The following is a 15,175-nucleotide window of genomic DNA, read 5'->3' as shown; positions in this document are numbered from 1 at the left end:
AAGAGTGCACATAGCTTAGTCTGAAAACGGATTATACCTTTTTGCATAAATAAATTATTCATGATATCGAAACTGCTTTAATAGTTCCTTTTGTTGTTTATCATTAAAAATCTTATCACTACTAAGCACTCTTTCTGTGCCTTCATAAACCACTCAGAGAGACTTTGTTCGCTTGGAACCGCAATTACGGGCAATTTCCTCGGTCTAACCTAGCTATTCGTAATTCTTCGTGGTGAATAAAATTTAATCTGGTGATTTCACCTATTATGTGTTTAAGAATCCAATGATGTTAAAGAGATTCTGAGACAATTCACGTCTAAAAGTCGATTGTAAATAAGAGATACAATTATGCATGTTTCCCATTACGCATGTATCTTCGAGTTTCATCAAATGATTTATACGTTCAGCATTTTGAAGATTTGGGAAGCTTTCTCTTCTTCCGAGAAATAGCGTGCAATGTAAATAAGAACTTTTCTGTACTTTGTACAATAGACTCGCTCCTATATTGCCCGTACCTATAATCGCAACATTCAAGCACTTTTCCCTTGAATACGCCCATCAACCCTTTCATATTTACCCGTCTGTAAGTCTAAAATGAATATTTTGCGCCATCTCACACACATTTTTTAAGGCCAATTCAACCGTCTCGCCTTTAGCAATAACATGGGCATGCGCTAAGGTTCGCCTTTCTGAAATAATTCGATCGCCTTTTGTTCTATAAATATGTAGCTCTACGAGATTAGGGTTTTGATGAATACGTTCAATACCCACAACATCAACCTCATCCACAATCCCATCTGCATCAATGAAATGTTGATAAAAAGCAATTGGGTCTGGTTGGATTTTTTTGATTTTAGGATTTATCCCTAGAGCGATATCCATAATTTTGTGTATCATATTAATCTTTGTAGAGTTCAGGACGGATAAAAAGATAGGTCCGCCCCCTATTCTCGCCCCTGTTTCTATGATGTACAGTTCATTATCATCGGTAATTCTATATTCCGTATGCGTTGCACCACAATGAATTCCAAGCGCTTTATTGGCTATTTGAGTCGTCTGAATGACTTTTTCTTCAATATTTTGAGGGAAGGAGGTTGGTGTTGAAAACATCACCTCTGGAAAAAAATTGGACTCTTCTGGCATTTGCTTATCGTGTATCGCCAATACCTCAGTCACATCCTCATAAGTTAATGACTCGACACTAATTTCTATCCCTTTTATGTATTCCTCGATAAGTATCTTTCCACCATAAACTGCCCACGCTTTAGGATACACCGCATCCTCCTTAAAAGTCGCCCATACTGAAAGCCTCATACTTTCAAAATGCGCTCTCAATTCCTTTTCATTATTTATTTTAAGAACAGCTAGGCTGCCGCCCCCTATTATTGGCTTAACCACAACAGGATACCCAGATTGCTTAGTAAATGCTCTTGCTTCATCAACGCTATCTACAAGAGCATATTCGGGACACTTTATACCAAACGCTTCATACTGCTGACGCATTTCATATTTATTTCTCGACTTATAGGCAGCTTCTTGAGAAATAAAAGGCAGACCTAGCGCTTCAGCAACTGCCGCTGCAGTAGGCACTGCATGTTCTACAAATGTGACAACCCCATCTATGGCAACTTTTTGCGATAAAGCCTTAGCGCTTTGTACCGCCTCTTCTATTTTTCTAACGTTGGCACATACGACGTGGTCCACATATTCAAGTTCCCATGTTGGGTTTTCCATCATCAAATATAATGTTGCACCATAGACCTTTGCCTGCTGAAAATGCATTTTTCGACTTGGGTTAGGTAGATGAATAATTAAAATATTTTTCATAATAACTCTCCTCTCTTCCCCTTTAAACCGTTTCAATTCTTAAAACGTTAAATACATCATTAAAAATCGATTCAAGAGCCTCCCTAGATGGGGCTTTGGCAACCACACACCCTAATCGATCACGATTCCAACATAATTCATTTACAACATTTCCTACTTGGCAATATAAATCGATAGAATGTACTCCGTCCATCCGTTTAATCGCTTCAACACCTTCTATTTCAACAATCTTTCCTGGCTTTGCAGAAATAAATCTCGCCCCAGAAATCTCTCTCTCTCCCACTGGTACAACTTCAACTACTTCTCCCATAAGCTCTGAAAAAATAGGCGTAATGAGATCATACTTATTCCCTAACTCTGTAATTGTGCTAATTTGATCTCCACCGTAACGTGTGTGTATTTCACCACAATAAAAACCTTTTGGTGTAACAAATCCTTCTATAAACATGGCACCAAAAAAAACACTTGCAGCTTTTACAATGTTTTCAGCGATATTTTGGAAGTCTTCAGCATCTAACACTTCTGATTCATAGGCTGTGGTATGCCCCCTCTCAACGAATGTCCCTGGGAATAATAACTTTTCAGTCACGCCTAAAACGTAAACTTTACCATTACACACGACGACCTCTAATGAAATCTCTTGCCCTTCAATAAACTCTTCTGCTAAGACAACTCCGTCATTGCCTTCTGTTTTGCAACGCTCAAAAAAAAGATGAATTTCTTCTTCTTTGGTAATTTTAAATACCCCTAAGCTTCCTTGCATTTTTAAAGGCTTAATTATGATAGGTGCAGCTATACTTTTAAAAAAGTCCTCTACTTCTTCTAAAGTGCTGCACAATTGATACTTCGCAGATAAAACACCCTGCTTTTCAAAATTAGCCTTTGTTTTAAATTTATCGTTGCAGGCTTCTACAACGTCAAACGGCAAGCCATACAATCCCAACTTTTCAATCACTTTAGCCGTCGGTTCAGAAGAAAATTCTCTAAACGTGTACATCCCATCAATTTTTTTCTCATGATGAAGTTGTTCTGCCACAGAATACAGAGCATTAAAATCATTAATATTAACTTCAATAACTTGATCTGCCGCCTCTACCAGAGCCCTATTCTTCTGCATTTCTGTAGGCGTCTCACCAACTATAACCTCATAATTCATTTGCTTTGCTCTCAAAACAGCTCTTTTTGTTAAATCTGGTGCAATTCCCACTAGAAACAATCGTTTTTTACTATGCATTTTTCCTCAGAGCCTCCATTATCTTCATATCGTTTTCTCTTAAATACAAATTCCTTGATACTAATAGAGCCAAAACTCCAAATAATGTAATTATTGCAAGAATAGAAAATAGAAGGGTTGATTTCCCAAATCCTAAAACACTGATACCAACGCCTCCGAGCATCGGTCCTAGGGCATTACCTAACCTCATAAAACTTATAGCACCAAAATAGGTGCCTTTTAGCGACTCTACAGCGAGCTCATCAATCAGAAAATCTATCATTGCCCCCAACAAAAGCTCACCTACAGTAAATACCACCATGGTCGCAATCAAATAAACAAAATGATGGGATAGTGAAAACATCACTAAACTTAAACTGATTAGTACGTTACCTAATGCAATAGATATGAAGGGTGTAAAGCGCTTCATGAGGTTAACGACAGGATATTGAATTAAAATCACCACAAATCCATTTACAGAGAGCAAAATTGAAAATGTCTCTACACCTTTCGTAAAAATGCTGGGTTCGCTAAAGTATTGAGGGAGTGTTGACGTCAAATGCGAGTAACCAGTAAATGTAAAAATAGTCCCCACTAAAGTCCACATGAACACCTTATCTGTAAAGATAACCTTGAGGGCAGGTACTAGCTTGACTTCACTCTTTTGAGTGCCCTTCTCTACTGTGCCATTTTCCTTCAATGTCAACAAAATCGAAAAGCCATATAGCAGATACATAGTGCCTAATAACACAAATGGCAGGATACTCGAATTTTTGCCAAGAGCAATACCGAGTATTGGACCTATAATGGCGCCCAAGTTCAATGCCGTCAATCGGAAATTAAAAACCATTAGCTTATTTCCTTCACTGGCATAGTCAGATAAAACCTTCCGCGTTGCTGGCTCAAATATGGAATAACAAATACCATTTAAAACATTTATTATAAAAAATTGTAATGCGCTGCTTGCTACCGTAAATGAAAAAAAGACTAAAGCCCAGACCACTGCTGTACTAATTAATATCTTTCTGGCACCATATTGATCGGTCAATACACCGCCCCAAAAGCTTGTGATGACTCCCACCAAAGCACTAGACGCTAAAATTATCCCTGCTACACTTGCTGGAATTCCCTTTATTGACGTGAGATAAATAGCAAGAAATGGCATACACATAAAATATGCAATGCGGCTAAATAGAGTTCCTATCAAGATATTCCAAGTTATTGGTCGTATCGTTAGAAATTTATTAATCACCTTACGCCCCCTTACTCACACTCTCAGTAACTATAATTTTCTGAAGTGCATTTTTCACTAAATTTGCAACACTTACAATATCTTCTCCGTTTACATTAACACTTATAATCTACCTCACAACATATTCTCCATAGGGATATAACCATAAATTTATTTTTTTAAGGACTATACCAACTACATGGCCGTCATTCCTAAGTTTTTGTATGAATCATGACAATTTTTATCTCTGTATCACTAATCTCTAATTTTGAAAATTTAGATTTATTCGCTTTGAAAATAGCTTTGTATTATCATGGTCATCTTTTAGGCGCTCCACATGACAGAATAGGTTCTTCAAATATGAAGATAGCAACATTTTTTTTTGTTCCAGGACTTATAGGAATAGACTTATCAGCAGAAAAACTTACTATTACACCTCCAAGTGAACTTGAGCCTAAAATTAGCCCTGTCATTGGAGGTGATATTCCTTTAATTTGAGTATGATCAATTTAAATAAACAGCATACTCATAAAGAACGCGATCCTACTAATTAGTATGCCAAAAACAATATTCCAAGCAAGTGTGCCGAATATAGGATTTTAAAGTTCAACACCTTGTAATCTTCTTTCTGTTTGGCTATGTTGCATTGCTTGCGAACATAAATTAGCAATTACATTAGATGCCAGTCTGATCTTTTCCGTATTAATATCGAGGTGGGTTACAGCCCGAATAGTGTATGGGGCCCACGGGTAGACCAAAACACCCATTTCTTTACATTTTTCTGCAAAGTTAACTGCTTTAATTCCTAATTTTCTCGTATCCAGCATAATCATGTTCGTCTCTGGAGGCTCTATATCTAACTCACATTCACAATTGGACTGGATCAAAGTTGCCAATAATTTTGCATGATCATGATCTTCTTTCAATCTAGAAATATTATTGGTAATAGCATACAAAGCAGCTCCAGCCATGAATCCCGATTGATGGAGACTACCTCCATACCATCTGCGGTATTTTTTTGCCTTTTCAATAAACTCTGATTTCCCCATAATGATCGATCCAAACGGTGCACCCAATCCCTTCGAAAATGAACAAGAAATACTATCAGAGAATGAGGCATATTCATTTACAGGAATGTTAGTAGCCACACAAGCGTTTAAGAATCGTTCTCCGTCTATATGCACTGGTATCCCTTTGGCCTGGGCATAGCTGTAAACATCCTTTAAAGCCTCTATAGGAAAGATACGTCCACCATGTCCGTTAATTGTATTTTCTAAGGAAATCAAAGCTGGCCTACTAAATAAATTGCCTCGGATTCTTTGCGTGATAGCATTATCAATCTGTTCAACTCCGAGTACTCCATCTTCTGTTTCGCACGTATGTAATAGTATTTTCCCCAGATCAGTTGATGGACCTGCTTGGAAGTAATTAATATGATAGCTCCGGTCAAGTATGACTTCATCTCCTGATTCTGTCCAACATCGAATAGATACCTGATCACTCATTGTACCTGAAGGCATAAAGAGCGCAGCTTCTTTACCAAACAATCTGGCACAATATTGTTCCAGCTCAATGGTCGTTTCATCCTCACCGTATCCGTGGTCCCCAACTCTAGCCATATAGATCTCTTGACGCATTTCTTGAGTTGGAGAAGTAACGGTATCGCTTCTCAGATCAACATACTCGATTTTATGGTTGTTCAACTTTCTCACTCCCTCTAATTTTTTCATTATGCTGGTTCACAAATTAACCACCTGCAATAGGCGACATAATAGTAATCACATCTCCGTCGTTCAAAAACGTTCCCCGCAAATCATTGACAATATTGTTATTCAAAAAAAACAATATTTTTCCATTGCTGTTTAACATATTATCGACATAACCCTTGAATGCTCCATAACTACTACATATTTGATCAAGAAACAAATTTTCCAAATTACAATTTACTGGAGCTTTAAATTTTTCCGAAGAAATTCCTGTTATTTTTTTCACTGCAGTTAAATACTTAACGGTAATTTCCATCGAGTTTTTCTCCCCCATTTTCAAATTACTTAAAGAAAATCTTAATTTCTTCTCCAAGCTTACCTTCATAAAATGCCCGCACCTTTGCTTCTCCAGTATCAGATATATAGACAATAAACATTACCATTTCAGAATCACGAGCCAAGTATTCATCTAACTTCGACGGAAGTTCTTTTGATTGAATTCCATTCCACGAATTTTCATGATGCATGTGATACGAGCCGATTAAAGATAAGTCGTACTTATCAAATAATGCCAACGCCTTCTGCACTTCTTTCGGAGATGCAGTCCATGCACGTTCTTCGACAGCAAGTTCAGCAGGAATTGAATAGTTTATTATCGCCTCATTCATATCATCTCGCATTGATTGGTCATAGCGAAAATTTTCACATAATGGTATAACCATTTGTACCGAAAGCACATTATTGTCTATCCTTCCTCCAACCAATCCAAAAGCTTGCTGTTCCATGGTTTCTTCAGGCATATAATGACAGTTGAGCTTTCGAATGCAGTGTGAGTATATTTCATTTTCCACCATTTTATCCATAAAAATAACATTAGCAACCTTCATCATGTCCAACTTTCTCACCTCCTTTCCAAACTTCTTTTAAACTACTTCATACAATATTGAAGCTTTCAATAATATCTTTTAAGGCAGTCACAAGTGCATATACGTCTTCTTTCGTATTATAAAAACCAAAGCTAGCCCGAAGCGAACCTGTTGAGAACGAACCAGCTGTTTGATGGGCTAATGGGGTACAATGGAAGCCTGTTCTAAGAGCAATTCCAAAATGCTCATCAAGCAATTGCCCTAGCAAAATAGGCTCAATTCCATTCACATTAAAGGAAATAACTCCCGTACGCATTCGTAAATCGTCTGGACCGTATACTTTTATTTGTTTTATGTTTTTCAATTCTCCAATTAGAAGTTTGGCTAATTCCATCTCCTTCTCATATATGTACTCTACCGTATGTTCCATTACAAAATTCACACCCGCTAAAAGTCCACTGATACCTAAAGTATTTTGTGTACCGCTCTCATACCGGAAAGGCAACAATTGTGGCTGATCTGAATCTTCGGAATGATTACCTGTTCCCCCTTGCATTAATGGTTCCAACTTCAATTTCGGATTAAGGTATAACCCCCCAGTTCCCTGTGGGCCATACAAACCTTTGTGTCCAGGAAAGGCAAGCATATCAATATGCATTTTTTGTACATCTATCTTAATAACCCCTGCAGACTGCGAAGCATCCACTAAAAAAGGAATATTAAATTCTTTAGATAGAGAACCAATTTTCTCTATCGGTGTAATGGACCCAGTCAAATTAGAAACATGGGAAACGATAATAAGTGCGGTATCCTTTCTAATTTCAGCTTTAAATTTATCTAAATCCCATGTCCAATCTTTCTCAGGAGAAATATAAGTAATCTCAATCAGTCCGCTTTTTCGCAATTTTTCCAGAGGACGTCTAACAGAATTGTGCTCAAGAGTAGTCGTAATAATATGGGAACCAGCCTTGAGATAACCATGGATTGCCTGATTTAAAGCGTGAGTGGCATTTAAGGTGAATATAATGGAATTATAATTGTTTATATTAAACAATTTTGCTAATTTAATTCTCGTTTCAGACAATAAATCCCCAGTTTTTACCGACATTTTGTAGTTTCCTCTTCCAGGATTAACGCCGTATAAGAGATGTCCATGAACTGCATCAATTACACTCTGGGGTTTAGGCCAGGTCGTAGCTGCATTATCTAAATAAATAATTTCCATATAAATAACCATCCTCTTAAAATATTACACTTATAATTTTTTTAATAATTTAAAATTTTTAACATTTATAGTAGATTGACGTATTTTTTTAGTTAGCTTATCATAGAGAGGGGATTTTTACCATACTAAATTTCCAGAAATTTTTCATTTCTTCTTGTAGAACCATCTTGTCATTTAAAAGATACTAGGAGGTAGCTTTATGGACAGGTATTCAAGACAAACACTATTTTCACCTATTGGGAAATCAGGACAGAGCAAGCTTTTGAGTAGCCGAGTAGCGATTGTAGGCTTGGGGGCGTTAGGCTCGGTGTTAGCCAACCATATGGTTCGATCGGGGGTAGGGTACATTCGAATTATTGACAGGGATTTCGTTGAAACCAGTAATCTGCAACGGCAGATGCTCTATGATGAAACCGATGTTGAGCAGTTTTTGCCAAAGGCAGTTGCAGCATTTAACAAACTAAACTTAATTAACTCCTCTGTCAAAATAGATCCTGTTGTCGCTGACATCAATTCCGGTAATGCCGAATTACTTTTGGATGGATTTGATCTCGTATTGGACGGAACTGATAATTTCTTAACACGGTTTCTCATTAATGATGTATGCGTAAAAAGTAATACGCCATGGATTTATGGCGGTGCAGTTAGCTCAAACGGAATGTTTTCTGTGATCCGCCCTCATATTACACCTTGCTTTTGCTGTCTTTATGAATATTCTTCTGATCTTAACCACGGTGAAACTTGTGATACTTCAGGGGTTTTGGGACCTTTAGTAAACATTGTAGCTTCATATCAAGCCACTGAGGCTCTGAAGATTCTGACAGCTAATGAGCATATGCTTAGCTCTTTTATTCAACATCTTGATATTTGGCATAATGAAGTTGAACATTTCGAGATTGGACCAATAAACCCAGAGTGTCCATGTTGCGGAAAGCATCAATTTAATTTTCTAGACCCAGCGAAAACATATGATAACTTCACCTCTCTTTGCGGTAGAAATACCATTCAAATCACTCCATCAAATCCTAAAAAGGTAAACTTAGAAGCACTATCAAATAAAATTGGACATCTGGGGACTGTTGATTACAATAAGTTTCTTGTAAAGCTTCATGTGGATTCATATCAGTTGATATATTTTGAAGATGGTCGTGTACTAGTTCAGGGTACAAGCGATCTTTCTCAAGCAAAATCGCTTTATTCCAAGTACGTCGGTATGTAATGCTAGACCCGCAGAAACCATTTACAGTTTATTGAAAGGACGTGAGAAACTTATGCTAACTACATTTCCAAAATTAAAATGTGCAATAATTGGTAGTGGGAAAATAGGTACAGATCTACTGAGGAAAATTATAAAGTCGCCATATCTTGAATGCAGTGTCTTTATAGGCAGAAACCCAGAATCCGATGGTCTCAGAACCGCTCAAGAGATTGGTATAAAAACCTCCCATAGGGGGATTCAGGAGATTATTGAGAATCCTTCTTCTTGTAACCTGGTGTTTGATGCAAGCTCGGCAGAAAACCATTTCAAGCATGCCCCGATTTTAAAAGCCCTTAATAAAAAAATAATTGATATTACTCCGTCAAATCTCGGGTTTCCTTGTATTCCTGCCCTAAACACTGCTGAAAGTCTTCTACATAATAATGTGGGACTGATTACGTGTGGGGGACAAGTGTCGATTCCCTTGGCTTATGCAATCAGCGAAACCCACAAAAATACTCAATATATAGAAGTAGTTACAACTATTTCTTCTTTAAGTGCAGGTAATGCTACTCGTTCAAATTTAGATGAATATATCGAAACGACAGAACAGGCGTTAAAATATTTTACGGGCTGCACTAAAGTCAAAGCTATTCTAATTCTTAATCCGGCTTCTCCTGCGATTAATATGCAAACTACAGTTTTTGCTAAAGTTAAAGATTACCATTTGGACAAACTTAATCAGGAAGTCCAAACTATGGTAGCCAAAATCCAAGAGTACGCAAGTGGATACCGTATCATATCTCCTCCTGTAATTGATAATGAGCGAATAGTATTGATGGCCTCGGTTCAAGGTTCGGGAGATTTTCTCCCTTCCTATTCCGGCAATCTAGATATTATTAATTGTGCGGCAATCAAAATAGCTGAAGAATATGTACTCAATTCTTATAGAAGCGAGGTGGTTGGTCAATGAATGTTACTGTCTATGATCCCACATTACGCGACGGCTCACATGCTAACAGTCATCGGTTTAACCCATTTCAAATTGAAGAATACTGCAAAGCTGCAAATTCTATTGGTATTCCTGTAGTTGAAGTAGGGCATGGCTGTGGTATTGGGGCCTCTTCTTTACAATTAGGAGAATCATTAACTTCTGATTATGAAATGCTGACAGCAGCACGCGCTATGCTAACTACTTCTAAACTAGCAGTGCATGTCATACCTGGATTTGCAACTATTCATAAAGATTTGGAACCAGCATTCGAAGCAGGCGTTGATATTTTTCGAATCGCTTCACATTGTACCGAAGCAAATGTTACTCAGAAACATATTGAATTTGTAAGAAAGAGAAATTCCGAAGTTTACGGAGTGCTGATGATGAGCCATATGGCTCAACCGGAAAGACTACTTCAGGAAGCGCATAAGATGGAGTCTTACGGAGCGTATGGGATTGTTCTAATGGATTCAGCGGGTGCTCTGTTACCGGATGAAGTGAAGCAAAGAATTTCACTGCTTTCCTCCCAGCTAAACATTCCTGTTGGCTTTCATGCCCATAACAATCTTGGTTTGGCCATCGCTAACTCTCTTGCAGCAATTGAATCAGGAGCTTCAATCATAGATGGAACACTTCTAGGATATGGTGCTGGTGCAGGCAACACCCAAATAGAGTTATTAGTTATGCTACTGGATAAAATGAAATACACTACAGGTATTAACAGCAATCTGTTGATTGAACGCATTCCCGAATTGCGTAAAATCCTAGAAATTGAGCACCCGCTGATTGCCCCAAATGCTATAATGTGTGGAATTTCCGGTGTCGTATCCACATTCTTAAAACCAATTGAAAGAGCTGCCGAAGAGTATCACGTTAATCCGCTAGAGCTTTTCCTGGAACTTGGCAAAAGGAAAGTCGTCGCTGGTCAGGAAGATACAATTATTGAGGTTGCTCTTCAATTGCAGAGTGCGCCGCTAATTATCAAGGATAAGGTATTACAGTGATGAGGACCAAAAGTGAATTCAAAATAGTACCTTCCAATGCATTCGAAAGACTACCCGTCCATTTTTTTCAGCAGATTATACGAAATGCCACGACTATGAAAGAAAGTGGCGCGGATATAATTAATCTGAGTACGGGAAATCATGACCTCCCAACGCCTACACATATTGTGAGAAAACTCCAGGAAGAAGCTGAATTGAGTGAAAATCATCGGTATCCGCCCTTTGAAGGCTATTTCTTTTTGAAACAAGCTGTTGCAAAACGATATTGGGAAGATTACAAAGTTCATTTAGATCCAGAAAATGAAATAGCAGTGATCCCCGGAGGGAAAACCGGGATCATAGAACTCTGTCAGTGCCTGCTAAATCAAGGAGATGCATGCATAGTTCCAGATCCAGGATATACTGACTATTGGTCAGGAATTGATCTAACAGGTGGAGAAATGATTTCATTGCCACTAGATAAAAATTCAAATTATTTGCCGAATTTAGATCTTATTTCATACGAGCAAGCAAGGCGAAGTAAACTAATGTTTGTGAATTATCCGAATAATCCGACAGGAGCTGTAGCAACTTCAGAATTCTACGACAGGTTGATAGAATTTGCACTCTATCATAATATCGTGATTGCCAGTGATTTTGCCTATGGTCCCATTGTCTTCGACGGACTGAAGCCTGAGAGTTTTCTTAAGCATCCCCGTGCCAAGAAAGTAGGAGTTGAAATATATACACTCTCTAAAATATACAATATGGCTGGCTGGAGAATAGGATTTATAATAGGAAACTCCAAAATTATAAACATGATAAATAAATTTCAGAACCACCAATATTGTGGAATTTTTGGACCTATTCAAAAAGCAGCTTGTGAGGCACTGCTCGGCTCACAAGATTGTGTAAAAGATTTAGTATCCCTTTATCAAACAAGAAGAGATGTATTTTATAATGCTCTTCATAGCATCAATTGTGAAGCAATCCCTTCAAAAGGGTCTTTTTTTTGCTGGATCCCTACACCTAAAGGATTCTCTTCTATGCATTTTAGTGAGATATTGCTAAACCAAGCTCATGTGGTAACTGTTCCGGGTTCTGGTTTTGGCAATTCGGGTGAGGGTTTTGTTCGATTCAGTCTTGTGAGCTCGGACAAACTTCTTGAAGAAGCCGTTCACCGTATTGATAAGCTACACTTATATTAATTGCCTTTTTTTCTTAAGTTAAAATGCTACAAGGAGGTATAGTGATGCTAAAAGTTATTGAAATCAAAATCATACACTGTTTAGTCGATTCAGAAATTCTACCTTTGGTAAAATCAAGTGAATTAGAGGGTTTTTCCTATTTAAGACGGTTAACTGAAGAATACAAACATAACATTAACCGTTTTGATAAAAAAGGCGAACTACTAATCGGTGCATATCATTCAGAAAAGTTGATTGGCATATGTGGGTTGAATCAAGATCCTTTCCTAAATGATAAGTATGTATCGCGTTTACGCAGAGTTTATGTATCACCTGTTTACAGACGCCATGGAGTTGGCCGTAAGTTAGTGGAGTATATTATCACCCACGCCAGACAATATTTTAAAATACTGGTCTTAAGAACATTAACAAATGAAGGAAGAGCTTTTTATCATTCATTAGGCTTTATCTTTGATCCGCAAACAGAACATTACACGCATAAATTACCTCTATAAAAAATATGAATACTTGGTATATACACACCAAAGCAAGCAAAGTGGGAAACAGGTAACCTTCCCCTGTTGTTCTCTTTTCTTTATATACAAGTGCAGCCTGTCAATATCTATCGTTCTGATGAAGGTATGAGTATATAACCATACAAAGATATGTCTGTTCCAAGTCTGGAGTATATTATTGACAAATTACTTTAAATATTTCGATGTGTCATGCCATATTTCTGGTTTCAATACAATTTCAACTGCCCCCCGTCTAGTAGACAGTATAAATAATAAGAGATATTTAAGCGACCTTGGTCCTGAATTCCACGGACTGAGGCCGTTTGGTTTGGCCTGTAATCGTTCGTTATTGTAAAAATGGATGTACTCCGTTGGAGTTCTTCAGAGGTTCGGTAACTATGCAGGTAGTACTTCTCACATTTCAATATCCCCCAGAAGGACTCCATCGGCCCGTTATCAATACAACAGCTCACTCGGGACATGCCTTGTTCCAGCCTCGATTCGTCTAACCTCTCCTTAAATTTCAAAGAAGTATACTGATATCCGGATCGAGTTGCTAGTCTTCCTCAGTTAGCCACCAGGCTGAAACTAGACAACATCACACTAAATTCAATCTTATCTCAGGGTGTACCTAAATTTCATATACGACTACAGAGTCGTCCTGTGATAGATATTACGCAAGTAATGTAAAGGAAATTAATCTTTGTACTCAATTAACTTCAACTCTCCCGGAAAATCTTTATGGAAAGTCACAATACAATGTGGCCTGAGTACTCCTACTTCACTAAGACAGCAATCTTCATACTTCTGTCCTGATTCACAAGGGCAATCACTGCTCTTATTAACATGTGCATACCTAGAGTGAGGGTGTCTTGCTTTAGTCCAATTTACATCCCAACCATGAAAAGGTGAAATAAGTCTACTAATCACATATTTAACCAGATGGTAGTCGTACTGATCTTTTGTTCTCCCGTTTTCCTGATCTGTAGTAAACACCACAGAATATTTTTGCAAAGGGTTGGTTACTAAAGAAATTCCTAACATTTCAGACTTCGTAATAATACGGTTGCATAGTTCACCATTATAGACTTCACCCACCCGATGTCCGCAAGAGTTTCTAATTGATATCGGCCTTTTACATATACTACATATCTTTATTTGTGTAACATACTCAGGACTAAAAAAAATTTTGTAAGGAAACAAGACCTGAAATTTTTCAGTATACATTTTAATATGGCTAAGTTTATACAGATTGAATTCCTTAGAAAAATGACGCTCTAACGATAAAACTATTAACTCTACTTGTTCTAGAGTCCTCCAACCTGCGTAATACTCCTGACGTTTCATCTCCCAGAAGGCAGAAATAAATGCTTCTTGTGCTTTTAAGGTAGCTTCGTAACACCATATTTCTTTAGCTAATAGTTGATCACCATTTGCTACAGCAACTCGCTTTATGTCCAATAATTCATTAAGTATCTGATTACTATCGCGAATATTATAATTACTTTCAGCATCAATCAGTTTTTTCTTGATTTGATGTAGATTCATCTTCTTGCACCTCCACATCTCCTCGAACTAGAGTCTGAACAGTTGGCATGATTTTCTCTTCGAACTCTACTGCTGGCCCTTGATATTGCAAACGAGTTGCTTTCATTTTCACTCTCAGGAAAGGCTCCCCCTATCTCCTGAGCAATTTTTAATGCAGACTGTTCCGTCTTAATGTTCTCATAATCGTATTCTTCCGGATTCAAATAATGATTTAAATAATCCATTACATACTTCAAAACAGCAGACATGTTTTCAGCATGACTTTTAAAATCAAACTCATCAAGCTTATCCTTTTTCTTCATTTTTGTTATGTATTGATCAACCGTAAGCATTATGATTCCCTCACCTTCAATTTAGTTGAAATTGTATTAAAAGACTCCCGAATCCAAAGATTCAAAGGAGTCTTGTTCTTGGATGAGGTACATGGATTCAATCGAAAAATATTGTTTACCATCTTCATATGTTGATTTCCATACAACATTATTCACTACAGATGGTTCTAAACTGAATCCCGATGATCTCCAGAATATATCCATATGCAGAAGACAAGATGCTCATACTCCCCACATATTGATTTCATTTTGAAAAAGTTAGGTTAAGTAAAGTTTAAACTTTTTCATCCTAGGACAAATAAACTTCCGAGTGTAGATTCCTTTGACCTGAACCAGTTCGTGTCTTCATA

Annotated in this window: 15 protein-coding genes; 6 read left to right on the top strand and 9 right to left on the bottom strand. The window is 37.5% G+C overall.

Features of this window, described 5'->3' with window-relative positions:
• Positions 1 to 573: 573 nt before the first annotated feature.
• From JOD82_RS16785 to JOD82_RS16775, 3 genes are read right to left on the bottom strand one after another with little or no spacing between them, the layout of a single operon-like run.
• Complete coding sequence (locus JOD82_RS16785; RefSeq protein ID WP_209940412.1) at positions 574 to 1,827, bottom strand: ATP-grasp domain-containing protein; 1,254 nt, start codon at positions 1,825 to 1,827, stop codon at positions 574 to 576.
• Positions 1,828 to 1,849: 22 nt separating this feature from the next.
• Entirely contained in the window at positions 1,850 to 3,061 is a 1,212-nt protein-coding gene (locus JOD82_RS16780) for an ATP-grasp domain-containing protein (protein WP_209940413.1), read from the bottom strand.
• On the bottom strand, positions 3,054 to 4,292 hold the full coding sequence (locus tag JOD82_RS16775; protein ID WP_209949695.1) for an MDR family MFS transporter: 1,239 nt from the start codon (positions 4,290 to 4,292) through the stop codon (positions 3,054 to 3,056). The genes JOD82_RS16780 and JOD82_RS16775 overlap by 8 nt, the downstream gene beginning before the upstream one ends.
• 210 nt (positions 4,293 to 4,502) lie before the next feature.
• Between JOD82_RS16775 and JOD82_RS16770 the strand changes: the two genes are divergently transcribed.
• Positions 4,503 to 4,769 (top strand): hypothetical protein, encoded by a 267-nt coding sequence (locus JOD82_RS16770; protein ID WP_209949694.1) that lies wholly within the window; start codon positions 4,503 to 4,505, stop codon positions 4,767 to 4,769.
• Between the two features lie 101 nt (positions 4,770 to 4,870).
• Here JOD82_RS16770 and JOD82_RS16765 read toward each other — a convergent pair whose 3' ends face one another.
• The 4 genes from JOD82_RS16765 to JOD82_RS16750 are packed head-to-tail and all read right to left on the bottom strand — an operon-like array spanning position 4,871 to position 8,068.
• Positions 4,871 to 5,974: a threonine aldolase family protein gene (locus tag JOD82_RS16765; protein WP_209940416.1), complete on the bottom strand. Its 1,104-nt coding sequence runs from the start codon at positions 5,972 to 5,974 to the stop codon at positions 4,871 to 4,873.
• A gap of 43 nt (positions 5,975 to 6,017) precedes the next feature.
• The gene (locus tag JOD82_RS16760) at positions 6,018 to 6,293 is read right to left on the bottom strand and encodes a MoaD/ThiS family protein (RefSeq protein WP_209940417.1); all 276 of its coding nucleotides are present in this window, start codon (positions 6,291 to 6,293) and stop codon (positions 6,018 to 6,020) included.
• A 25-nt stretch (positions 6,294 to 6,318) separates the two neighbouring features.
• Positions 6,319 to 6,873, bottom strand: coding sequence for an MPN domain-containing protein (locus JOD82_RS16755; RefSeq protein WP_209949693.1), 555 nt, complete (start codon positions 6,871 to 6,873; stop codon positions 6,319 to 6,321).
• A gap of 37 nt (positions 6,874 to 6,910) precedes the next feature.
• Positions 6,911 to 8,068: an aminotransferase class V-fold PLP-dependent enzyme gene (locus JOD82_RS16750; protein WP_209940419.1), complete on the bottom strand. Its 1,158-nt coding sequence runs from the start codon at positions 8,066 to 8,068 to the stop codon at positions 6,911 to 6,913.
• 199 nt (positions 8,069 to 8,267) lie between these two features.
• Here JOD82_RS16750 and JOD82_RS16745 point away from each other — a divergent pair, with 199 nt between their 5' ends.
• From JOD82_RS16745 to JOD82_RS16725, 5 genes are read left to right on the top strand one after another with little or no spacing between them, the layout of a single operon-like run.
• The gene (locus tag JOD82_RS16745) at positions 8,268 to 9,287 is read left to right on the top strand and encodes a ThiF family adenylyltransferase (protein ID WP_209940420.1); all 1,020 of its coding nucleotides are present in this window, start codon (positions 8,268 to 8,270) and stop codon (positions 9,285 to 9,287) included.
• Between the two features lie 52 nt (positions 9,288 to 9,339).
• Positions 9,340 to 10,239 (top strand): acetaldehyde dehydrogenase (acetylating), encoded by a 900-nt coding sequence (locus JOD82_RS16740; protein ID WP_209940421.1) that lies wholly within the window; start codon positions 9,340 to 9,342, stop codon positions 10,237 to 10,239.
• Entirely contained in the window at positions 10,236 to 11,264 is a 1,029-nt protein-coding gene (gene dmpG / locus JOD82_RS16735; protein ID WP_209940422.1) for a 4-hydroxy-2-oxovalerate aldolase, read from the top strand. The genes JOD82_RS16740 and dmpG overlap by 4 nt, the downstream gene beginning before the upstream one ends.
• Positions 11,264 to 12,451, top strand: a complete 1,188-nt coding sequence (locus tag JOD82_RS16730) for an aminotransferase class I/II-fold pyridoxal phosphate-dependent enzyme (RefSeq protein WP_209943531.1) — start codon at positions 11,264 to 11,266, stop codon at positions 12,449 to 12,451. The genes dmpG and JOD82_RS16730 overlap by 1 nt, the downstream gene beginning before the upstream one ends.
• A gap of 44 nt (positions 12,452 to 12,495) precedes the next feature.
• Positions 12,496 to 12,945 (top strand): GNAT family N-acetyltransferase, encoded by a 450-nt coding sequence (locus JOD82_RS16725; RefSeq protein WP_209940423.1) that lies wholly within the window; start codon positions 12,496 to 12,498, stop codon positions 12,943 to 12,945.
• Positions 12,946 to 13,641: 696 nt separating this feature from the next.
• Here JOD82_RS16725 and JOD82_RS16720 read toward each other — a convergent pair.
• Positions 13,642 to 14,493, bottom strand: coding sequence for an SEC-C domain-containing protein (locus JOD82_RS16720; protein WP_209940428.1), 852 nt, complete (start codon positions 14,491 to 14,493; stop codon positions 13,642 to 13,644).
• Positions 14,490 to 14,825, bottom strand: a complete 336-nt coding sequence (locus JOD82_RS16715) for a hypothetical protein (protein WP_209940429.1) — start codon at positions 14,823 to 14,825, stop codon at positions 14,490 to 14,492. Before JOD82_RS16715 ends, JOD82_RS16720 begins: the two co-directional genes overlap by 4 nt.
• Positions 14,826 to 15,175 lie beyond the last annotated feature (350 nt).

The organism is Paenibacillus sp. 1182, assembly GCF_017833915.1.
GTDB lineage: Bacteria > Bacillota > Bacilli > Paenibacillales > Paenibacillaceae > Paenibacillus > Paenibacillus polymyxa_D.
Note: the sequence above shows the minus strand (reverse complement) of the source record. Positions and strands in the feature narration are given on the sequence as shown.

Coding starts and splice junctions, on each gene's coding strand:
- JOD82_RS16745 (WP_209940420.1), top strand. CDS start 8,268: ATGGACAGGTATTCAAGACAAACACTATTTTCACCTATTGGGAAATCA.
- JOD82_RS16780 (WP_209940413.1), bottom strand. CDS start 3,061: ATGCATAGTAAAAAACGATTGTTTCTAGTGGGAATTGCACCAGATTTA.
- dmpG (WP_209940422.1), top strand. CDS start 10,236: ATGAATGTTACTGTCTATGATCCCACATTACGCGACGGCTCACATGCT.
- JOD82_RS16730 (WP_209943531.1), top strand. CDS start 11,264: ATGAGGACCAAAAGTGAATTCAAAATAGTACCTTCCAATGCATTCGAA.
- JOD82_RS16785 (WP_209940412.1), bottom strand. CDS start 1,827: ATGAAAAATATTTTAATTATTCATCTACCTAACCCAAGTCGAAAAATG.
- JOD82_RS16725 (WP_209940423.1), top strand. CDS start 12,496: ATGCTAAAAGTTATTGAAATCAAAATCATACACTGTTTAGTCGATTCA.
- JOD82_RS16720 (WP_209940428.1), bottom strand. CDS start 14,493: ATGAATCTACATCAAATCAAGAAAAAACTGATTGATGCTGAAAGTAAT.
- JOD82_RS16740 (WP_209940421.1), top strand. CDS start 9,340: ATGCTAACTACATTTCCAAAATTAAAATGTGCAATAATTGGTAGTGGG.
- JOD82_RS16760 (WP_209940417.1), bottom strand. CDS start 6,293: ATGGAAATTACCGTTAAGTATTTAACTGCAGTGAAAAAAATAACAGGA.
- JOD82_RS16750 (WP_209940419.1), bottom strand. CDS start 8,068: ATGGAAATTATTTATTTAGATAATGCAGCTACGACCTGGCCTAAACCC.
- JOD82_RS16715 (WP_209940429.1), bottom strand. CDS start 14,825: ATGCTTACGGTTGATCAATACATAACAAAAATGAAGAAAAAGGATAAG.
- JOD82_RS16770 (WP_209949694.1), top strand. CDS start 4,503: ATGACAATTTTTATCTCTGTATCACTAATCTCTAATTTTGAAAATTTA.